Genomic DNA, 19,809 nt, shown 5'->3' with positions numbered 1-19,809 from the left:
CTTCGGCCCCCCCCCCGGGTTGGGGACGGGGGGGGGTCGTGGGTGTTTGCCCTTTTTTGCACGGCCCCGGCGGGCGGGCCCGGCCCCCAGTCGCCTCGTCACTCAGGCAGTGCGGTTCGCGCTCCACGGCGGCTACAGCATCGGCTCGTCCGGACTGATGGAGCAGGAGCAGGACGCCAGGCACGCGCTGATCCGGGACGCCCCGGTCTCGGGGATCGCGACGGTGTCGCGCATGACCGTCACGGTCAGGCCGCTGAGGTCGAGATCGTCGAGCTCGAACTCGTCGTCTTCTCGTTCGATCGGCATGTGGTCACCTCCCTTCGAGGTGGGATGAGGCCCGGGCACGCCGGGATGGCAGAGATTCTTCCGGCGGCCGGTGCGGGGCGTCGTCAGTAGTTCTGCCGACATCACTACTTACCCACGCTCGGGGGCCACCGCTGCGTGTCCGGCCGGGGCCCCGCCCCTGGGCGACCCCCTCGGTGGGTTACGTGTCATCCTGCGCAGGACGCCCGGACCGCCATGGCGGGGCCTGTCCCGCCAATCGTGCTGGGCCGAAGCAGGCCCGCCGCCGTAGGACGGCAGACGAGCGGTGACCACCCGGCAGCGGTGGCGGCAGGCCCACGACCTGCTCGACGGCGAAAGCTGTGGCCCGTCGGTTCCGCTTCAGGCGCAGCCGCGGTACTGCAACGCACCGTCCTTCATGTAGGCCCAGAGTGCCAGGCCGTTCCAGTAGTCGTAGGTGAGAGTCCAGCCGTTGGCGGTGTTGCCGGTGGGGCCGGTGACGACCTGTCCGTAGCGGCGGGTGCCGTACAGGGTCGACTCGTTGGGGGCGGTGTACATGCCCGCGTAGTCCCAGACGACGGTGAAGCTGCTCGTCGTGCAGGCCGCCTGCGCCGTCCCGGCCGGCACGAGGGCCGTCAGTGCGGTCGCGGCGAGGCAGGCCGCCGTCGTGTGTAGTAGCAGTCGTCGCACGGTCACCGCGTCATCCTATCGATGGTTATGGACGAATGTACTTCGACTGTGCCTTCAGCAGGATGCTCTGTCGACGGACAGCTTCGGCGGTCGCACGGACCGGCACCGTGTCGGGCATCGGCGTCGGTGCACTCCGTCGCTGGTCGGACGGATTCTCCCGCGTGGGTCGGAGCCCGGGTCATTCCCGGTGGGGAGGCCAGTATGGATCCGCAGACTGACGTTTCCGGTTCATGGCCGGTGGCACCATGAGCAGCAGTCACGTCACACGGGAGGCGACATGCACCTGTCACGCCGCAGTTTCCTGCTGGCCACCACCGGTACGGCGCTCGCGACGCCCCTGCTGGCCGGTGCCGGCCCGGCACTCGCAGCCGGCCGTCCGCCCGCCGGGTCGCTGCCGGACGCGGCGCTCACCGCCGACCTGCGCGCGATCACCGAGGCCGGCATGCCCGGTGTGTTCGCCGAGGCGCGCGACGGACGGGACCGGTGGCGGGGCGCCAGCGGGGTGGCCGACGTGACGACCGGTCGACCGATGCTGCCCGGGTTCCAGCACCGGGTCGGCAGCATCACCAAGACCTTCGTGGCCGCGACGCTGCTGCAACTGGTCGGTGAGCGCCGGATCGCGCTGGACGCCCCGATCGGCCGGTACCTTCCGGAGTTCGCGGTCGCCGGGGTGACCGTCCGGATGCTGCTCGACCACACCAGCGGGATCAGCGACTACGACCACGTCATCTTCGCCACTCCGGAGGACATCGAGCGGCACCGGTCCACCACGTTCACGCCGCGTCAACTCGTCCGGGCCGGCCTCGGTCAGCCGTCGACCGGGGCACCGGGCGCGGCCTTCTCCTACTCGAACACCAACTACATCCTGGCCGGGCTGATCATCGAACGGGTCACCCGCCGGTCCGCCACCGACGAGGTGCACCGGCGGATCCTCCGGCCGCTCGGGCTGCGGCACACGTACTTCCCCGGCGTGCGTCCCCGGATCGCCGGCCCGCACAGCAGGGGCTACGTCCCGTGGTACGAGGGCGAGCTGCGCGATTTCAGCGTCAGCAACATGTCCTGGGCCTGGACGGCCGGGGCGCTCGTGTCGACCATGGCCGACCTGAACACCTTCTTCCGGGCGCTGCTCGGTGGCCGGCTGCTCCGCCCAGCCCAACTGGCCGCGATGAAGACCACCGTGCCGTTCGACCCGGCTCAGCCGGAGGCCGCCGGCTACGGGCTCGGCCTCTACCGGATGACCTGGCCCACCGGCGACGTCTGGGGGCACGACGGCCTGGTCTTCGGGCACAGTGCCATCTCGCTGCACACTCCGGACGGTCGGCGGCAGGTGAGCCTCGCCCAGAACGTGACGCACTACGCGCTGCCCGGCACGCCGGACCCGATCGGCGAGGCGGTCGGCAGGTTCCTGAACACGGCACTGGTCGGTGAGAGCGCCGTCGCGGCGCGGACCGCCACCGTCGCCCGGGTGCCGGCGGTCGTCCCGGCGCCGGGCGCACCGACCCTGGTCAGGCCACTGCCGCAGCGCTGACGCTGTCGCCCGGCAGCCGCGACCGGACCCCGTACTCCGGTCGCGGCTCCCGGGCAGCCGCCCCGTCGACTCGGTCGGCGTCCGGCTCGCCCGCGTGACCGGTTCAGCAGGTCATGTCGATCTCCAAAACCGCGACCTCGTGGCGGTCGACCAGCAGCACGGTGGTCTGTGGATCCTCATCGAAGTCCTCGTCGTCGGGTGGCCAGGTCGTCGGCAGCAGGCCGGCGTATCCGATGTGCGCGTCGGCACCCATCCGGGCCAGGACGAGATCGATCAGGTCGTCGCCCAGGAACGTCGCGAGGTGGTCGGCCGGAAGCTCCGGGAACTCGTCGATGCCGTCCCAGCTCCCGTCGAACAGCTCGCTCAGGTGCAGGCGTACCAGATTGCGGAGACCGGCACGCAGGTCGGCGGCCGGTACGGGCCGGAACGCCTCCTCGTCGTGTTCGTCCGCGTCCTCGCGGTTCTCGACCCACCAGCGGGCTGCGGCGGCCACCAGATCGCCGTTCCCGCGGTCGAGCCGGCCGATCCGGAACCGGAAAGTGACCGGGCTGTTGTTGTTGACCCAGAGCAGGTCGCTCAGCAACGTCATGATGCAGGCCAGCCGGGTCCGCAGGGCGGCGTCGGCACCATCGGAGTCGGTGACCGGCGGCTGTCGAACTTCCGGAACCGGATGCAGCGAGACCCGCAGGGTGCTGCCGTCGAAGTCGCGGTGCAGCAGGTGCAGCGGCGCCGGCCGGTCCGGCTCGTCCGGCCGCTCGCTGTCGGTGGTCAGCCGGAGCAGATCGGCGTACGGGCCGGCCAGCTCGTCGGCGAGGAACCGCACCAGCACCTCCGCGCGCCGGTCGGGCGTCCCCACCACGGCCGAGATCAGGCTGACGAGTTCGGTCGCCACCTCCTCGTCGGTGCGCGCCGGCTCGTACGGCCGTCCCGGCCCGACCGACACCCGACTGGTCAGTACCGTCGCGTCGGTGACCTCCGGAAGGCCGGCGGCGTCCGCGATCTCCGTCAACGGCGGCGGCTCCGGCCAGTGCTGATCCCGGCGGGACGTGGTCCGGCCGGACACCACCGTCGACGACCAGCCGGCAGCCTGCTCCGGCGACCACATCGCCAGCAGCCACACCGCCGCCACGCGTACCCAGTGCTGGTTCGTCAGCCGGCGGCCATCCTCCCGCTCGACCGGGTCGGGCTGTCGGTACCAGGAGTCGGTGTAGGCCGTGGTGCGTTCCACTGCGGCAACCCTTCCGCGTCGGGGAGGTGCGAAGGTAACAGGCGACGGTGACAGTTCCGTCCACAGTGCGGGGGAGGGGCGCCGTGGTCCGCTTGCGGCCGATGGCGTCACGGCCGGGACTGTCGGTCGGGGCTCCTAGGATCACGGCCATGTCGGCTGCCTTCACCGCGCTGTGGACCCAGGACGTCTGCCGGGAGCTGCGTCGTCACCGGGTCGGCGAGCGGCCTCCGGTGGCGTTCAGCGGGGTGCACCAGTCCCTGCCCAGTTGGACCAGCGTCGGGGTCGGCGACTCCGTCTTCGCGCTGCACGTCAACCGTTGCGTGCTGCACGTGGTGAGCCGCCTGCGCGTCGTCGACAAGCAGCGGCGCGACTGCTGCGGCAGCGCCCCGGTGACCTGGCAGGATCCGGCCCATCCGGGCCACGACGCCTGGGCGATGCTCGGTGCGGACGGGTGCGGAGCGGTCCCGGTGCATGTCGAGGCCACCCCGATCCGCTTCGACGTCACCGTTCCCGGTGACCTGCTCGGCACGCTGACCTGGCGCAACCGGCGCGGTGACCAGCGCACCCTGAAGTACGTCGTCGACGGCCGTCTCGAACGCTCCGTCAGCCTCCAGGGCGTCTACCGCCTGACCGACGAGTCCGCCGCCGCACTGGGCGCTCTGCTCGACAGCTCGCCAGCCCCGAGCTGATCGGCATAGCCGCCCCACACGGCCCGCTCAGTCCGGACGACAAGTTGTCGCCGCCGCAGCGCTGCCTCCGCGTCGCGACATCGGTCCCGGCACACAGCCGCGCTGGGAGATCGCAACCTGTCCAGGCCCGACCCTGGCGCCCGGTCTCCGGGCCGGGCGAGGATCTCAACGACGCCGAGCGCCCTCCCGGTCAGATGCTCGGAGAGCTTGTGCACCGCCAGCTGACGGGACCGGATCTGGCGAGATCAGTGCGTCAAAACAGCCCTGCGGAACTTCTCGGCGAAGTCGCGATACCCATTCGAGTAGGCGTCCTGCTCACCTGCCGTGCGTTCGAGTTCCTGTCGGATCAGCCGGTCCGCAAGCTCGTAGTTGCCGTTGACTGCGGCTACGGCCGGCAACATGACGAAGCGGACGTTGTCAAGGAGGAGATCAGAGCTGGCGATCTCACGGGAGAACGTGTTCCAGTCCGACCAGTGGTCGATGAAGGGCTGGCCGTAGGTCGCGACTGCATCAGCAAGGTCCTCCGCTGCCGCCGCCAGATCGCCAGTCGCGGAGAAGTCCCACTGGACGAAGGTGTTCTGCGGCATCAGGTAGCCCAGGGGCCTGCTGACCGACGCTACGGGTGCCGGCCAACCGGCAGTGGGAACCAGGATGGCTTCTAGGGAGTCGTGCCTGACGCCGACTACGGGGTTGATATGCAGGACCTGAGGTAGCGACCACGTGGCGAGATTGAGTCCCAGCCATCCCGACGCTGCTCTGGAACCACTCGTCTGAAGCAAAAGACCTCTGCGCTTGGCGGCGAATCCGTAGCGGTGAAGCGCCGCAGCGCATGCGTCCTGACTCGCCCTTGCCAAGCTGGTCAACGTCCTCGTCCCAGTCTCTCGCCTTCGTCTGGGCCGCCGCGATTTGAGATGACGACACTCGGCCGACGCCGAGCGCCAGCATAGGAGACGAGAGACGCGCTTGATCTACCGCAGGTCGCGCGCCACCCGACGACGGTGTACGGAGACAATCGCCGCACACCGGCTCGTCAGGCCTTGAGCCCGTAGCTTGCAATGAACTCAAGGAAGTCCCGGGCGACGAGCTCGTCATCGCCGGCGTCGTGAAAGCGGAACCAGACCTGCTCGTGGCAGTGGCCGTCGCTTACCGGGAAGCCCCAGTGGTCGCCGGTGCCGACCGGGGCGACCGCGACGAAGCTGCGGTCGGGAAACTCCCGGTCGTTGAGGGTATGGAGGTCGTCCCACGACGAGGGCACCGGCACAATCGGGAATAACTCGACGAAGCCGAACGCGCCCCCGCCGTAGCGCATCATGAACGCCTTGTACTTGTCCGGCAGAGCTACCGCCATCTCCCGCTCGACGCTCGTAATTTCCTCCGGGGTGGCGGTATGGCCTTCGATAAGTGCCCACCCATACTCGGCTTGTTCCGCAGCCGACTTTCGACGCAGTGGTTCCGCCAGCGCCTCGAACTCCGCAAGCTCCATGCGCGGATACTACGCATCGGCCTTACGAACCGCCGGCTCACTCAACTGCCGCAATCAGGGCGACCCGCGAGCGGCTGCGACGCTGGCTGCCGAGGTCCGTGCCGCTGCAGCGGTCACACGCCCGTGGGGTAGAGCCTCAGTCGCTCGGCCACCACAACAACGGTCGTTCCAGGTAAGACGTCGACAGAGCCATCGCCGACGTGGACCTGCACAAGGCCCTCAGCCACGCGCACAGTCAGGAGCTCATGATCCTGCAGTTCTACGGTTCCACGTAACCGGGGGCCTTCCCGCAGGATCGACTCAGCGCCGTCCACAGCGATCGCGTCGGACCATTCGAGAACGGAGTCGACGTCGAGTTCAACGTCGACGAACTCACCGGCCCTGGGCGGCGCATCGACCCACTCGGCCCGCACCGGCACGCCCGCCATCACGACATCGACCATCGTCGGCGCTCCTGGATGCACCACGATGACATTCACTCGCATGCGCCCGATGATCGCAGCCGACATCCGCATCTGCCGCAATCCGCGCGTCACGTCAGTTGAGCGGGGTCGGCACGCCGGCAGCGCCCGGGACTGCCGAATCGAAGTGATCCGAGCTGTCGCTGATGTCTCGGTGGTTCGTCAGGAACGCTTGCGGGTCTGCGTCGCGACCGCCGTCCGGAACGCCGCGGTGAACTGGTCCGGTGCTTCCAGCCAGGGATGGTGGCCCGCGTTCGGGATGAGGACGACCTCGCACTCGAGGTGGGCTCCGAGCCGTCGCAGGGCCTCGGCGGGGCGGCTGTCGTCGGCCCCGCCGATGATCACAGTGCCGACGGGAAGGCGTTCACGGAGTTCGTCGACGTGTGATTCGAGCGGGTCCGCCTTCTTCGCGGCGTTGAGCTGGCTGTTCATCACGTAGTTGACGGGCCGCAGCGCGTGGGCCGACGCCAGTGCCCAGTCCCAGGCCCGATTCCGGTCGGCGTGGTCGGTGAACCACGACAGGGTGAGGTATTCGATCTCTTCGGCGTCAGTCCGCGAGGCGTTCGCTTCGAGGTCGTCGAGCCTGTCTTGCTGCGCCTCGCTGCGTCGAGCCCGCTGTGCCACCCGGTCCGCATCGCGCCAGGGATCCAGGAAGGGCCCGGCGATCTGGATCAATCCCGCGACGCGCTCGGGATGCGCCAGCGTGAAGTAGCAGGCCAGGTTGGTCCCGAACGAGTGCCCCACCAGAACGGCCCGGTCACGCCCCCACGCATCGAGTAACGACGCCAAGTCTCGAACGTGGCGGGCAATCGTATGCTCTCCCTCCCAGCCTGATCCTCCCGTGCCTCGCTGGTCGTAGCGATGGATCGGGCACAGGTCTTCGACCATGCCGGCGACCGGGCCGAGATAGTCGGGCAGTCCCGGCCCTCCGTGCAGCATGACCAAGGGAATGTCTGCGTGGTCCGGGGAGCCGGTGGTCCACGTGCGCAGCTGTGCACCGTCATCCAGCTCGATCATCGCTGTAGAGATGGACGAAGGGTACGCACGTCGACTCTCCGCTGCCGCTGTCTACTCGGGACAGGGGCCTGGGATGCCCCGCGAACGTCAAGGCACCCCCGGCCGAACCGCTGGACCTTGACGCTGCGGTCGTCACGGGTTCCCTCTGGAACTACCGGGCGTCGCGCCGACGACGCGCGCGCTCGAACTCGGCGACATCCGACATCCAGGGACCGTGCTGTTCGAGTGCGGCGCAGCCGCCGCGGATGAAGGCGCTCACCAGGTTGCGGTACCCGCCGATCCCGTCGACCAGGCTGTACTCGACCTGGTAATGCGGATCCGACCCGGCTTCCCCGTGTCGCACCGTCGTGATCCGGGCGATGGAGTCCGCGTAGAAGTGCAGCTGGATCCCCTCGCCCATCTCCTCGTCCTCGATGGTGAACACTTCGTTGTCCCCGGCAGAGCGATCGGCGACGAACTCCCAGAACTCGGCGGAGGCGGTGCGAGGACCGTCCCGTAGCCACTTCTTCTCGCCGCCCTTGTCATCGGTGAACGACAGGGCCGTCTTCCCCGCACTCTCCCCGAGGTCGGCGTGGTCGTCGGCAGCCTCCTCGTCGTCTTCCGCCGGGGCGCTCCGAGAGCGGTCCGCGGCCTCCGAGCACACCAGAAAGCTCACCGTCCGCACCGCGTCATCGACGAGTCCGGGGTACGCGCGGCGCACGGCCGCGTCGACCGTCGCCGCCATCCGGTCCCAGTCGCGCTTGTCCGTGGCCCGGTGTCCCCGCCGCGGATCGAGGCCGATCCGCATCCCGGCGCATGCCTGCTCCGCGGTGGCGATCACACGCATGACCTTGGGGAGCAGTGCGGGGTCGACGGCATCGGGTATCCGCCTTGGAATCGTCGCGCCATGCAGATACTGGCCCGTGTACCGGAGAATCGCGGCGTCGAGTGGCCCGAGGACCGCTCCGCGCTCGGCGCGACGGCGGTCGGCGTGATACTCCTGGGCTCGTTTCTCGTTCGACCCCTCCGTCGCCGTGCGCATCGCCTCGCAGACCTGGCGGCGCTCAAGTAGCTCGATGTCGGCGCCGTGGGCGACGAGCCGGCTCCTGTCCCACGGGATGCGCTGGAACAGCGCGTCGACGTCCGCGGGCGAGGAGAGCAGGACCGGGTCCAGGAGCGCGACGGCGGCGTCCTCGTCGAGCCGGCCCCGAGTTCCGGCGGCGTCACACAGCGGAAGGACCGCACTCCACAGCAGCAGGTGTCTGGCCAGGTCCTCCCGGATCACCGCGAGATGGGCCTCCCCGATCGGGAACGTGAACGTGCGAGGCTCATGGTTGGCGTCGGCCCCGGCGGCGAGCATCAGCTTCAGCTCGCCGTCCTCGCGGATCACGTTCGGGATCCAACCGCCGCTACGCGTGAAAACGACGTCTCTCACCGCTCAGGCCTCCCCGCACCGCCTGTTCACGACCACCGTGCAGCTTCGACGTCGAGGCGTGGGTCGGTGCGCACCCAGACCTCGCCCCCGGCGGCCCCGGCCGGGGCGTCGACTCGTTCGAGACCGAGGAATTCGATCAGCTGGAGCAGTTCGGCTCGTTCGGCTCGGTCATCGTCGACACCGTGCGAGTCGAAGAAGACGTAGTACGTGTCGCTCGGGTCGACGATGCCCGAATCTGCCCAGATCCGGGCGACTTCTTCGATCGCCGCTGCTTCCGTCGTGATCGTGGCGGCGCGGGCGGCCCCGCGGCTCTCCGGTGACGCGTCGAGGTCCGAGAGGTCGGAGAACCACTGGCCGAAGCGGTCGAGACCGGCATATCCGTTCTCGAAGAACAGCATCGCGCTCGGAAGGTAGCGGTTGGGCCTGTCGACCTGGAGGTGTTCCGAGCGAGGGTGGTCCGCATCCTTGCTCCGGGAGATCACTCCCCGCCGGGGCATGAGTACCAAACTCTGCCCCGCCGGTTCATCCCTGATGGTGTAGGTGTCAGACTCGCGACCCCGGAAGAACGCAGAGAACGCTACGTAGGCCTCCTGGGGATCACCCACCGAAGCGTGTTGATCGTTGCCATCACCCACGGAGAAGACGAACTGCTTCGGTCCGGGATTGTAGGGGCGGGCCATGTGCGTCCTCCGGTCACGTGTGGCAGCTCCACCACCGTAGTGGATCAGTGCGGAACTGCCTGCGGCCCTGGTCACAGGCGTGCGGTGCGCGCTGGCCCTGCGCGAGCGACCAGCCGCCCACCGGTAAGGCCGGCGCCATCACCTGGTGTGCCCCGGTGGGGGGTGGTGCGCCGGCGAGGAGGCGCGGTGGGGGTGGCGACGGTGCCGCACCCGCTGTCACGTCCAGGGAGCGACGCCGGCGGGGCGAAACGTCGGCATTGGCGGTTGGTGAACGACTGCTATCCCGGGCGGCGGTCGGCCGCGATCATTGCCCGGAGATAGATGTGAGCCAATCTCACCTCCGGGTGGAACGCCCGGGCGCGGAGGACGAGACGACGGCACGGCAGCCGGGCGTACCGAAGGCCGACTCCGCGTCCCCCGGAGGAAGACTCATGCCCCGTCCCCCACTCCGCGCCCGGCTCGCGGCGCTCACCGCCGCCGCCCTGACCGCGAGCGTCCTGACCGTCACCCCGCCGTCACCGGCGCTGGCCGCCAGCACGTTCGCCGCCAACGACTACTGCCTCGGCCAGTGCGCCGACATCCTGCCGCCCGGGCAGAACGGCAACGCCACGCTGGCCGCCATCCTGGCCCACCAGGCGCTCGGCACCCGCCCCGCGCACTCCAGCGACCAGCTCGACGAGTACGCGAACCTGGTCTACAACTACGCCGGGCTGACCGACGAGCAGATCGCCCACTTCTTCAACGACGCCTCCTTCGGCGTCCCCGCCGCGCAGGTCGAGAGCAGCATCTCGCCGCGCGCCGACGTCACCATCGTGCGGGACAAGGCCACCGGCGTCCCGCGCGTCACCGGCACCACCCGCGCCGGCACCATGTTCGGCGCCGGCTACGCCGGGGCCCAGGACCGGCTCTGGGTGATGGACCTGCTGCGGCACGTCGGCCGCGGCAAGGTCACCTCGTTCGCCGGCGGCGCCCCCGGCAACCGGGAGCTGGAGCAGAGCGTCTGGGCCAACTCGCCCTACACGGAGGCGGACCTCCAGGCCCAGGTCAACGCGCTGCGCACCAAGGGCGCCCGGGGCCAGCAGCTCTACACCGACGTGGTCGACTACATCGCCGGCATCAACGCCTACATCGACAAGTCGATCGCCGACGACAACTACCCCGGCGAGTACGTGCTCGCCGGCGCCGGCAAACCCAAGCACTTCACCATGACCGACCTGATCGCCACCGCTGGCGTGATCGGCGGCCTCTTCGGCGGGGGCGGCGGCAGCGAGATCCAGTCCGCGCTGGTCCGGGTGGCCGCCCGGGCCAAGTACGGCGCCACCGAGGGCGACCGGGTGTGGGCGGCGTTCCGGTCGCAGAACGACCCGGAGACCGTGCTCACCCTGCACGACGGGCAGAGCTTCCCGTACGGCGCGACGCCGCCCGGCGCGACCAGCGCGGTGCTCCCCGACGCCGGCACGGTGGTCGCCGAGCCCCTCGCCTACGACCAGACCGGCGGGGCCGCCGCGCGCACCGGTGCCAGCACCGCCACCCAGGACCTGGTCGGCGGCCTGGCCAACCTGCGCGCGCACGGCATGTCCAACGCGGTCGTGGTCTCCGGACGGCACACCACCACCGGCAACCCGGTCGCCGTGTTCGGCCCGCAGACCGGCTACTTCGCCCCGCAACTGCTGATGCTCCAGGAGTTGCAGGGGCCGGGCATCAGCGCGCGCGGCGCCGCGTTCGCCGGCCTGAACCTCTACGTGCTGCTCGGCCGCGGCCAGGACTACGCGTGGAGCGCCACCTCCGCCTCGCAGGACCTCACCGACACCTACGCGGTGCCGCTGTGCACCACCGACGGCAGCGCGCCGACGCTGCGCAGCAACCGCTACCTCTACCACGGGCAGTGCCTCGCCATGGAGACGCTGGAGCAGCGCAACTCCTGGTCGCCGACGTTGGCCGACTCCACCCCGGCCGGGTCCTACACGCTGCGCGCGCTGCGCACCAGGTACGGGCTGGTCGCCTACCGGGGGCTGGTGAACGGGCAGCCGACCGCGTTCACCAAGCTGCGCTCCACCTACCGGCACGAGGCCGACTCGGCGATCGGCTTCCAGGCCTTCAACGACCCGTCGGCGATGGGCAGCGCGGGGGCGTTCCAGACGTCCGCCGCGAGCGTCGGGTACGCGTTCAACTGGTTCTACGTCAACTCCACCGAGGCGGCGTACTTCAACTCCGGCTCGAACCCGGTCCGCCCGGCCACCGTCGACCCGAACCTGCCGGCGAAGGCCGAACCGGCGTACGAGTGGGTCGGCTGGAACCCGGACACCAACGACGCCACCTACATTCCGCTCTCGGCCCACCCGCAGTCGGTCAACCAGGACTACTACGTGAGCTGGAACAACAAGCAGGCGCGGGACTTCGGGGCGGCGGACGGCAACTTCAGCTTCGGCTCCGTACACCGGGGTCAGTTGCTCGACGGCCCGGTGCGCGCGGCGATCGCCCAGCGCAAGCTCGGCCGCGCCGACGTCGTCAAGATCATGGCGGACGCGGCGGTGACCGACCTGCGCGGCCAGCAGGTCCTCGGCGACCTGCTGCGGGTGCTCGACAGCGCGCCGGTCACCGACCCGGCGCTGGCCGACGCGATCGGCAAGCTGCGGGCCTGGCAGCAGGCCGGTGCCCGGCGGGTGGAGACCACGCCCGGCTCCAAGGTCTACCAGCACGCCGACGCCATCCGGATCTTCGACGCGTGGTGGCCGCTGCTCGCCTCGGCGCAGTTCCGCCCCGGCCTCGGGCCGGACCTCTACGCCGCGCTGGTGGACGCCATCGAGGTCAACGAGGCGCCGTCGGGCGGCCAGAACGGCGGGCGCGACGGCGCCGCGAGCTGGGCGTTGCAGGGTCAGGCGCACAAGGGCTCGGCGTTCCAGTACGGCTGGTGGGGCTACGTCGACAAGGACGTGCGCACCGTGCTCGGCGACCCGGTGGCCGGCGGCCTCGGGCGGGCGTACTGCGGCGGCGGCAACCTGGCCGCGTGCCGGACGACGCTGCTCGGCGCGCTCGGACAGGCGGCGGCCGTGCCGGCCACCACCGTCTACCCGGGCGACAAGTCCTGCTCCGCCGGCGACCAGTGGTGCGCCGACTCGATCGCCCACTCCGGGCTCGGCGGCATCACCCACCCGGTGATCGCCTGGCAGAACCGCCCCACCTACCAGCAGGTCGTCTCGTTCCCGGCCCGCCGGGGCGACGACGTCACCAACCTGGCCCAGGGTCGCCCGGCCACCGCGTCGAGCACCCAGTTCCTGACCGGCAACACGCCGGACAAGGCGGTCGACGGCAGTCTGAGCAGCCGCTGGGCCAGCAGCTACAACGACAACCAGTGGCTCCGGGTCGACCTCGGCGCGGCCCGCACCGTCAGCCGGGCGGTGCTGCGCTGGGAGTCGGCGTACGGCACGTCGTACCGGATCGAGGTCTCCGGCGACGGCAGCTCCTGGACGCCGGTGTTCGCCACCACCACCGGCAACGGCGGCGTCGACAACGCCACCTTCGCCCCGGTCGCCGCCCGCTACGTGCGGGTGTACGGGCTCAAGCGGGCCACCTCGTACGGGTTCTCGCTGCACGAGTTCGAGGTCTACGGCCGGTGACGCCGACGGCCGGCCGGCGGGAGCCCCCCGCCGGCCGGCCGAGCGACAGGAGCAGGCCGGCGACGGCGAGGGCGGCTCCGGCGGCGGCGGTGTACGCGGGAAGTTGGGCGGGGATGCCCAGGTGGACGGTGATGCCGAGGATGCGGGACAGGCCCCAGGGCAGCAGCGCGAGCTGGTCGTTCCACACCGTCAGCGCGCGTTCCAGGCCCACCACCGAGACCAGGGCGGACAACACGCCGAGGGGCACGCCCGCGGCGGTGAGGGTCAGCCCGACGGCGCTCCGGCGGCGCAGGCCGTACCGGTCCCGCAGGACCACGGCGGCGGCCACGAACAGCCAGCAGAACGCCGCGAACGCGACGGTGACGTACGCCGCGCGCAGTCCCGGCGCGGTCCAGAAGGCGAACCAGTACCCGCCCGGTCCGCGCCCGGCGAGCGCGGCCAGCAGCAGCACGCTGCGCAGCAGCGCGACGCCGCCGACCACGGCCCACAGGTGGAACGGGTCCCGCCGGCCGATGACGAGGCGTACGACGAGGGCGAACAGCGCCCACCCACCGAGGGTGACCAGCAGGTGCGCCGGCGCGGCGAACCAGGTCAGCACGAGCCGGCTCGCCACCAGCAGCACGGCCGGGACCAGCCACACCAGCACCCGGTCCGCCCGCGCCCCGGGCGTCGGCAGCGCGGCGACCCGCCACGGCCGGAGCGCGCCGAGCAGCAAACCGCGCGCGGCGGCCGCGCCGAAGCCGCGCCCGCGCAGGCCGAGCAGCACCACGAGCAGGATCGAGCCGAGCAACGCCCGGGCCGCCCAGGCCATCGCCGGGTCCCGGTCGGCGCGCCGCGCCCCGAGGTCGGCGGCGGTGAAGTTGTACGCGGGCAGGTCCAGGTCGGCGCCGTAGCGCTGCCGGTGCGCGTCGCGCGCGTCGTGGTACGCCGCCGTGGCCAGCCGCCAGTCGTGGCGGGCGGCGGGGGAGCCGGTGTCCAGCCACTGCGCGTGCCGCAGCACCATGGCCCGGTACGCGCCAAGCGTCTCGAACAGGTCGACCTGGTAGTCGAGCGTCGCGGTGAAGCGCCCGCGCAGTTCGGCGTCGCGCCAGGTCGCCGGGTCGGTCGCGGCGACCAGGTCGCGCATGCGCCGGGCCAGCGCGACGGCCTGCGTGCCCTCCTCGATCGCCTCGTCGACGCGGCCGCCGGTCACCGCGTAGATGCTGTCGAGCGCGGCGGAGTCGCCCGTCGGGATGTCCCACTCGAAGATCCACATCATGGGCGGCGGTTCCAGCCCGAGCGCCCGCACCGACCGGTCGGCGTACGGGCCGATGTAGAGGCCCCTGGTGACCGCCTGCCGGGACAGCGCCATGGCCTGCCCGATCGCGGCGACGGTGGCCGGGTCGCCGGAGAACGTGCGGTACGCCCAGTCGGCCGTGACCTGCGCCGGGTCGGCGTGCGGGTCCCAGGCCAGGCGGCCGACGGCGTACGTGTTGAGGTCGTAGAGCTGCCAGAAGCCGGCGCGCAGGTGCAGCGACATGGGCCCGGCGCGCAGCGGTCCGCCGTCCTGGGTCCAGTTCCAGACGCCCTCGACGTTCGGGTTGGTGGCGAGGAACGCGCGCAGCGCCTGGCGGTGCAGCGGGCCGAGGTCGTTGGGCAGCGAGCCGAACGCCTCGAACTCGCGCCGGGCCTGGAACTCCACGATGCGGCGATGCCTGCCGCTCAGCAGGGTGGTGTTCAGCGGCAGGTGGCTGTAGAAGTCGCCCAGGGTGTACTTGGTGGACACGACCAGGTGCGGGTCGTCGAGCCCACCGAGCACCCGCGCGTACGACTCCGGGTTGGTGTGCAGGTCGCCGACGGCGCCGACGCCCACCGTCCAGGTGCGGAAGATGATCTCCTTGCCGGCCGCGCCCGCGGTGTCCAGCAGCGCCCGCAGCATCGCGCGCACGGACGTCTCCGTGGTGACCGCGAGCCTTGACGAGTAGTCCCAGCCGGTCCCGGCGTACACCTCGCCGCCCTCGCCGACGCGGACCATCAGGCCGTCGACGAACGGCATGCTCTCGAACAGCTCGGCCAGACCGGCCTGGTAGATGGCCCACAGCCGAGGGTCGGCCACGTCGAGGCCGCCGACGGTCCGCGTCAGGTAGGCCTCCAGCGGGGGCGACACCGCGAGCATGTCGGTCAGCAGGAAGACCCGCACGCCCATGTCCTCCGCGTACCGGAAGACGGGGCCGAACGCCGCGACCATCGCCCGCGCGCGGTCGACGTGCGGGTCGCCGGGCGGGTAGACCGCGCGCCCGTCGCCGACCTTCGCGAACGTGACGTACTCCAGGAAGCCGGGCACGACGATCCCGTTGAATCCCTGCGCCACCGAGTAATCGACGAACTGCCGGAACTGCGCGTCGATGCGGGCCACCGCGTCGGCGTCCACCCACGGCGCGCCAGGCAGCACCGCCGACCCGACCACGTCGGTGTTCAGGCCGTAGTCGTCGCCGGCGGCGAAGGCGGCCGGGTCGGGCTCGCGCCCCACCGAGCCCGCGTCGGTCAGCCGCAGGCCGAGCCGGGGGACGACCACCCGACCCGCGTCCGCCGCGGGGAGCGCCTCGGCGCCGGAGCGGATCCGGTCGGCCAGCCGGTACATCCCCGCTGCCACGCCCGCGACGTCGCCGCCCTGGACGGCCAACTCGGCGCCGTGCACGTCGAGCCGGTACGACTCGGGCGCCCCGCCGAGGGCGGCCAGCACGCCCGCCCGCAGCGTGGTCACCGCCGACAGGTCCGGGGCCGTGCCGGTGCCCGGCGCGGCCGTCGCGGACCTGGCCGGGCGCGGCGCGGTCGGGGCGAGCACCGGCCGGGGCAGGCCGCGGGAGACGACCGCGTCGGCCACGGCGGTCGCGGCCTTCCTGACGCGCGGCTCGTCGGGCACGACGAGGGACGCCAACGGCGGGACCGGCGCGGGCGTCCGCGCCGGTGCGGCGACGGCGTCCTCGCGCGGCACGGCGGCGGGGGAGTGGCTCAGCCCCAACGCGTCGCCGATCCCCCAGGCCGTGGCCGCGCCGAGCGCCAACAGGACGGCCGCGGCGACGAGCAGCGGGTACGGCCTGCGGGCCCGAGCAACGTGAGCCATGCGCGCATGGTAGTGGCCCACCGGCCCCGTCCTCGACGTACGGAAAACGCTCCCTCGGTAGCCAGCGATTTGTGGGGCCAGCGCGATCGTCACGAAGCGGGTCGTCCGGCCGATGGGCAACGGCGGGGGCGCCGTGGCCGCCCAGGATGTGCTTACCTTCTGACATGCCGCATCCCATCATGTTCGACGAGGCAGATCCGCTTCTGGACCGGCTGCGGACGCTCGCCCTGGCCTTTCCCGACGCGGCCGAGAAGATCTCCCACGGGCGTCCCGCCTTCTACACCACCAAGGTCTTCGCCTACTACGGGGGAACGGTGAAGGTCGACGGCGTCCATCAACAGCACGAACAGTCGGTGATCGTGCTGGTCGACCCCGACGAGCGCGCGGCGCTGCTGGCGGAGGACCGTTGCTTCGTGCCGGCCTACCTGGGTGCCTACGGGTGGGTCGGGGTGGACCTGACCGGTGACACCGGCTGGGACGAGGTCGGCGAGCTGCTCGACGCCAGCTACCGGCGTACGGCCGGGGCCCGCAGGATCGCGCTGCTCGACTCCCGACGGCCCTGAGCACCCCGCAGTTGCTCATTTGCCCTCTGTGGTCGTTTCGACACGGGCGATCAGCACCTTCAGGCGGCCGATCTCCTCGGCGAGGGCGGTCCTGCCCTCGGGGGTGAGGGTGATCCAGGTGCGGCCACGCTTGCCCTCGTAGCCCTTCTCGATGTCGATCAGGCCGGCCGTCTCCAACACGGTGAGGTGCTTGGAAAGGTTGCCGGCGGTCAGGTCGAGCTGGGTGCGCAGGTAGCCGAACTCGACGCGCCGCGCCTCGTGCGCGATGGCGAGGATGCCCAGCCGCACCCGCTGGTGCACGACCTCGTTGAGGCCGGTGACCGGGTGGTCGGACGGGTCCGGGGTGTCGGCCTCGGCAGTCACCGCTGCCTCCGGCGGGCCTGTGAAAAGCCGATTCCGCCCGCGAGGAGCACGGTGCCGGTGACGAGCTGGGGTGAGGTCATCGACAGCCGGAGCTGGCTGTCCGCCCCCGACATGAACGACGCGATCATCCAATCGGGCAGCCCCATGCCCTCGGTCGTCGGCAACACCAGCAGCACCAGCGCCAGGTAGCCCAGGGTGAACAGCAGCAGCGCGACGTTGCGTTCCAGGCGGGCCAGCACCAGCAGCGCGAGCCCGATCAGACCCCACGGTGCGATCAGCCGGTCCAGCACGATCCACCAGAACGGCATCGGGCCGCCTCCGAAAGGCGGGTGGCTCGGGAAATAGGCGGCCGCCGCCGTGTACGCGGCCGTGAGCACGACGGCTGTCGCGGCACCGGTGATCGCGTACGGCAGCACGCGGGCACCCAGCCCTCGTGCCCGGGCGGCCCGCACGTAGCTGACCGCGATCGCCGTATAGGCGAGCAGCAGCGCGGGCGGCCAGTAGTAGAGCATGCCCCGGCGCGCGAACGAGCAGCCGTCGCCGTCGCACTGCACCTTCATGAAGAGCCAGTCGAACGGGGCGGCCACGAAGGTCACCGCGGCCAGCACCAGCAGTGCGACCCAGGTCAGGCGCTGGTCGCGGCGTACGCGGCCGGCCAGGTCGCGCACGTCGGAGAGGAGGCGGTGAGGGTCATCGCCGGCGGACAACGAGTCAGTGGTCATAGCAACAGGTTTCCACAGCAAACTTGTTTGCGCCAGCCCCTCCTTGACGATGCACAGGACTTGGCAAGATCACCCACCGCGAGAGCCTGGGCGCCATGACAGACCTCGACGCCCAGCTCGTGTCGACCGGCAAAGCTGCTCGGGTTGGTCAGGCAGGCGGCCTTGGTGGCCGCCGGATCGGCCTGTGGCATCGGGCAGAACCGGCGAACCGGAACACTCAGCCCGCGCAGATACCGCAGGCAGGTCGTCCGCTGGCCCGACCGTCGCAGCCCCGCGAAGACCCCTGCCGCGAAGTCCTTCGACCGCGCCCGCACCACGGCGAGTTCCCGCTCATCCAAGCGCCGCAGCCGGACATCGCCACGATGTCCGGACAAGCGACACGCCCGGAGACCGGACCAGGCGCTACTGGAAGGTGTCGGGGGTGCGGATGCGGTCGCGGATCCAGGCGCCGGCCGGCTTGAGGCGGCTGGTGCCGCCGAACTGGCCACTGCCGCAGGTGCCGGTGGTGAAGACCGCGCCGGAACGGAAGTCGTCGGAGAAGTTCCAGTTGGTCCAGCTGATCTTCTTGCTGGCCATCAGGTCGAGGTAGCGCTGGGCCATGACGAAGTCGTTCGGGCCGTCACCGGAGTAGTCCTGGGTGCCGAACTCGGTGACGAACAGCGGCAGCCGGTCGGCGGCCCGGGCGAAGGTGTCGTAGTACGCGTTGCCGTGCGAGGCGGCGTAGAAGTGGAAGACGTACATCAGGTTGCCGCCGGCGACCGGATTCGCCGCGATCGTGTCCACCCCGCCGCCGCTGCCGGAGACGCCGAGGGAGGACCAGTCGGGGGTGCCGACCAGCACCACGGCCTCCGGGTCTCGACTGCGGATGACCGGAATGACCTGGTCGGCGTAGCTCTTGATGGCGCTCCACGCCACGCCGTTGGGCTCGTTGGCGATCTCGTAGAGCACGTTGACCTTGTCCTTGTGCCGGTCGGCGATCTCGGCGAAGAAGGTGCGCGCCCGGGTCAGGTTGTGGTTCGGGTCGCCGGGGCTGAGCATGTGCCAGTCGACGACGGCGTACATGCCCCGGGCGGTGGCCAGCTCGATGTACTGGTGCACCAGGTCGGTGAAGCGGCGCGGGTCGGTCTCGTACCCGCCCTCCTGGATGTACATCGAGATGCGCAGCACGTCGGCGTTCCACTCCCTGGCGAGCACGTCCAGAGAGGCCGGGGTGGCGCAGTTCGCGTACCACTGGATGCCGTGCGTGCTCATGCCGCGCAACTGGATCGCCCGGCCGTCGCGGTTGCAGAGCTGGCGACCGCAGACCCGGAGCTGGCCGTTGGCCGCGACCGGCGAGACGCCGGTCGGCGGCGGCGTCGTGGGCGGCGCGGTCGTCGGCGGGGGAGTGGTCGGGGGTGCGGTGGTGGGCGGCGGGGTGGTGGGTGGCGTCGTGCCGCCGGCGCAGGGCTGGCCGTTGAGCGTGCAGCCGGTCGGGGTGCCGGTGCCGGTGGCGACGAAGCCGAAGGTGACGGAGGCGCCCGGGGCGACCGTGCCGTTCCAGGAGCGGTTGGTGAAGGTGTGGCGCTGGCCGCTGCTGGTCAGCAGCGCGTCCCAGTACGTTCCGACGGTGGTGCCGGCGGGCAGGTCGAACTCCAGCCGCCACGAGGTGATCGTGCTGCTGCCGGAGTTCGTGATCCGGTAGCTGCCCTCCCAGCCGGAGCCCCAGTCGTTCACCTTGGTGAAGCTCGCGGTCGGTGCCGCTGCCGCGCCGGCGGTGCCGGTCAGGGCCAGTGGTGCCAGCGCCACCGCCGCCAGCAGGCCGGCGGCCAGGATCGTTCTGCCGCGAAGTCGCACGGGGCACCTCGGGTGGTCGGGAGGGAATCTAGTGTCATCGAACTATAAAGATAGTTAATTATTAATGCAATGAGATCTCCCGATCTCACTGCGACATCGGCCGATGGTGCGGTGCCGTCGTTCCGCGGCGGCGCTG

18 protein-coding genes are annotated in these 19,809 nt (G+C 71.0%); 4 read left to right on the top strand and 14 right to left on the bottom strand.

The annotated features are described in order from the left end of the window. Positions 1-132 precede the first annotated feature (132 nt). Entirely contained in the window at positions 133-306 is a 174-nt protein-coding gene (locus AB0B83_RS27275) for a thiazolylpeptide-type bacteriocin (RefSeq protein ID WP_132234202.1), read from the bottom strand. A gap of 357 nt (positions 307-663) precedes the next feature. Further along, on the bottom strand, positions 664-978 hold the full coding sequence (locus AB0B83_RS27270) for a hypothetical protein (protein WP_357580554.1): 315 nt from the start codon (positions 976-978) through the stop codon (positions 664-666). Positions 979-1,414: 436 nt separating this feature from the next. On the opposite strand from AB0B83_RS27270, the gene AB0B83_RS27265 reads away from it, so the two are divergent. Next, on the top strand, positions 1,415-2,500 hold the full coding sequence (locus AB0B83_RS27265) for a serine hydrolase domain-containing protein (RefSeq protein ID WP_357580556.1): 1,086 nt from the start codon (positions 1,415-1,417) through the stop codon (positions 2,498-2,500). 103 nt (positions 2,501-2,603) lie between these two features. Here AB0B83_RS27265 and AB0B83_RS27260 read toward each other — a convergent pair whose 3' ends face one another. Next, positions 2,604-3,728 carry a hypothetical protein gene (locus tag AB0B83_RS27260; protein ID WP_357580553.1) on the bottom strand — a complete coding sequence of 375 codons (1,125 nt, stop codon included), beginning with the start codon at positions 3,726-3,728 and terminating at the stop codon, positions 2,604-2,606. A 149-nt stretch (positions 3,729-3,877) separates the two neighbouring features. Here AB0B83_RS27260 and AB0B83_RS27255 point away from each other — a divergent pair, with 149 nt between their 5' ends. Then, positions 3,878-4,417: a hypothetical protein gene (locus AB0B83_RS27255; protein WP_357580552.1), complete on the top strand. Its 540-nt coding sequence runs from the start codon at positions 3,878-3,880 to the stop codon at positions 4,415-4,417. A gap of 245 nt (positions 4,418-4,662) precedes the next feature. Here AB0B83_RS27255 and AB0B83_RS27250 read toward each other — a convergent pair whose 3' ends face one another. The 6 genes from AB0B83_RS27250 to AB0B83_RS27225 all read right to left on the bottom strand — a co-directional run bounded on the left by AB0B83_RS27250 (position 4,663) and on the right by AB0B83_RS27225 (position 9,190). Continuing rightward, complete coding sequence (locus tag AB0B83_RS27250; RefSeq protein WP_357580551.1) at positions 4,663-5,004, bottom strand: hypothetical protein; 342 nt, start codon at positions 5,002-5,004, stop codon at positions 4,663-4,665. Between the two features lie 443 nt (positions 5,005-5,447). After that, the gene (locus tag AB0B83_RS27245) at positions 5,448-5,900 is read right to left on the bottom strand and encodes an SMI1/KNR4 family protein (RefSeq protein ID WP_357580550.1); all 453 of its coding nucleotides are present in this window, start codon (positions 5,898-5,900) and stop codon (positions 5,448-5,450) included. Between the two features lie 113 nt (positions 5,901-6,013). Further along, entirely contained in the window at positions 6,014-6,409 is a 396-nt protein-coding gene (locus tag AB0B83_RS27240; RefSeq protein ID WP_357580549.1) for a hypothetical protein, read from the bottom strand. A gap of 114 nt (positions 6,410-6,523) precedes the next feature. Continuing rightward, positions 6,524-7,378: an alpha/beta hydrolase gene (locus tag AB0B83_RS27235; RefSeq protein ID WP_357580548.1), complete on the bottom strand. Its 855-nt coding sequence runs from the start codon at positions 7,376-7,378 to the stop codon at positions 6,524-6,526. A 151-nt stretch (positions 7,379-7,529) separates the two neighbouring features. Then, entirely contained in the window at positions 7,530-8,792 is a 1,263-nt protein-coding gene (locus tag AB0B83_RS27230; protein ID WP_357580547.1) for a DUF6357 family protein, read from the bottom strand. 26 nt (positions 8,793-8,818) lie between these two features. Next, positions 8,819-9,190, bottom strand: a complete 372-nt coding sequence (locus AB0B83_RS27225) for a hypothetical protein (protein WP_357580546.1) — start codon at positions 9,188-9,190, stop codon at positions 8,819-8,821. 713 nt (positions 9,191-9,903) lie between these two features. Here AB0B83_RS27225 and AB0B83_RS27220 point away from each other — a divergent pair. Then, positions 9,904-13,089 (top strand): penicillin acylase family protein, encoded by a 3,186-nt coding sequence (locus AB0B83_RS27220; RefSeq protein ID WP_357580545.1) that lies wholly within the window; start codon positions 9,904-9,906, stop codon positions 13,087-13,089. Here the strand turns inward: AB0B83_RS27220 and AB0B83_RS27215 are convergent. Further along, positions 13,031-16,192, bottom strand: coding sequence for a hypothetical protein (locus AB0B83_RS27215; RefSeq protein ID WP_357580544.1), 3,162 nt, complete (start codon positions 16,190-16,192; stop codon positions 13,031-13,033). The two genes, AB0B83_RS27220 and AB0B83_RS27215, sit on opposite strands and share 59 nt — an antisense overlap. Positions 16,193-16,356: 164 nt before the next feature. On the opposite strand from AB0B83_RS27215, the gene AB0B83_RS27210 reads away from it, so the two are divergent. Next, a complete protein-coding gene (locus AB0B83_RS27210; RefSeq protein ID WP_357580543.1) occupies positions 16,357-16,755 on the top strand; it encodes an MmcQ/YjbR family DNA-binding protein in 399 nt (132 codons plus the stop codon). 15 nt (positions 16,756-16,770) lie between these two features. On the opposite strand, the gene AB0B83_RS27205 is transcribed toward AB0B83_RS27210, so the two are convergent. From AB0B83_RS27205 to AB0B83_RS27190, 4 genes are all read right to left on the bottom strand, one after another. Beyond that, positions 16,771-17,118 (bottom strand): transcriptional regulator, encoded by a 348-nt coding sequence (locus tag AB0B83_RS27205; protein ID WP_357580542.1) that lies wholly within the window; start codon positions 17,116-17,118, stop codon positions 16,771-16,773. Beyond that, entirely contained in the window at positions 17,115-17,840 is a 726-nt protein-coding gene (locus AB0B83_RS27200; protein WP_357580541.1) for a hypothetical protein, read from the bottom strand. Before AB0B83_RS27200 ends, AB0B83_RS27205 begins: the two co-directional genes overlap by 4 nt. Further along, positions 17,837-18,178, bottom strand: coding sequence for a hypothetical protein (locus AB0B83_RS27195; protein WP_357580557.1), 342 nt, complete (start codon positions 18,176-18,178; stop codon positions 17,837-17,839). The genes AB0B83_RS27200 and AB0B83_RS27195 overlap by 4 nt, the downstream gene beginning before the upstream one ends. Positions 18,179-18,242: 64 nt before the next feature. Further along, on the bottom strand, positions 18,243-19,652 hold the full coding sequence (locus AB0B83_RS27190) for a cellulase family glycosylhydrolase (RefSeq protein ID WP_357580555.1): 1,410 nt from the start codon (positions 19,650-19,652) through the stop codon (positions 18,243-18,245). Between the last annotated feature and the right edge of the window lie 157 nt (positions 19,653-19,809).

The sequence above is a fragment of the Micromonospora sp. NPDC049060 genome (assembly GCF_040649055.1).
GTDB lineage: Bacteria > Actinomycetota > Actinomycetes > Mycobacteriales > Micromonosporaceae > Micromonospora > Micromonospora reichwaldensis.
This window is presented reverse-complemented; position numbering and strand designations above follow the sequence as displayed.

What these genes read in the sequence shown, in the direction of transcription:
- AB0B83_RS27275 (WP_132234202.1), bottom strand. Translation starts at nt 306, where the DNA reads ATGCCGATCGAACGAGAAGACGACGAGTTCGAGCTCGACGATCTCGAC.
- AB0B83_RS27265 (WP_357580556.1), top strand. Translation starts at nt 1,415, where the DNA reads ATGCCCGGTGTGTTCGCCGAGGCGCGCGACGGACGGGACCGGTGGCGG.
- AB0B83_RS27255 (WP_357580552.1), top strand. Translation starts at nt 3,878, where the DNA reads ATGTCGGCTGCCTTCACCGCGCTGTGGACCCAGGACGTCTGCCGGGAG.
- AB0B83_RS27250 (WP_357580551.1), bottom strand. Translation starts at nt 5,004, where the DNA reads ATGCCGCAGAACACCTTCGTCCAGTGGGACTTCTCCGCGACTGGCGAT.
- AB0B83_RS27245 (WP_357580550.1), bottom strand. Translation starts at nt 5,900, where the DNA reads ATGGAGCTTGCGGAGTTCGAGGCGCTGGCGGAACCACTGCGTCGAAAG.
- AB0B83_RS27240 (WP_357580549.1), bottom strand. Translation starts at nt 6,409, where the DNA reads ATGTCGGCTGCGATCATCGGGCGCATGCGAGTGAATGTCATCGTGGTG.
- AB0B83_RS27235 (WP_357580548.1), bottom strand. Translation starts at nt 7,378, where the DNA reads ATGATCGAGCTGGATGACGGTGCACAGCTGCGCACGTGGACCACCGGC.
- AB0B83_RS27225 (WP_357580546.1), bottom strand. Translation starts at nt 9,190, where the DNA reads ATGCTGTTCTTCGAGAACGGATATGCCGGTCTCGACCGCTTCGGCCAG.
- AB0B83_RS27220 (WP_357580545.1), top strand. Translation starts at nt 9,904, where the DNA reads ATGCCCCGTCCCCCACTCCGCGCCCGGCTCGCGGCGCTCACCGCCGCC.
- AB0B83_RS27215 (WP_357580544.1), bottom strand. Translation starts at nt 16,192, where the DNA reads ATGGCTCACGTTGCTCGGGCCCGCAGGCCGTACCCGCTGCTCGTCGCC.
- AB0B83_RS27210 (WP_357580543.1), top strand. Translation starts at nt 16,357, where the DNA reads ATGCCGCATCCCATCATGTTCGACGAGGCAGATCCGCTTCTGGACCGG.
- AB0B83_RS27200 (WP_357580541.1), bottom strand. Translation starts at nt 17,840, where the DNA reads ATGACCACTGACTCGTTGTCCGCCGGCGATGACCCTCACCGCCTCCTC.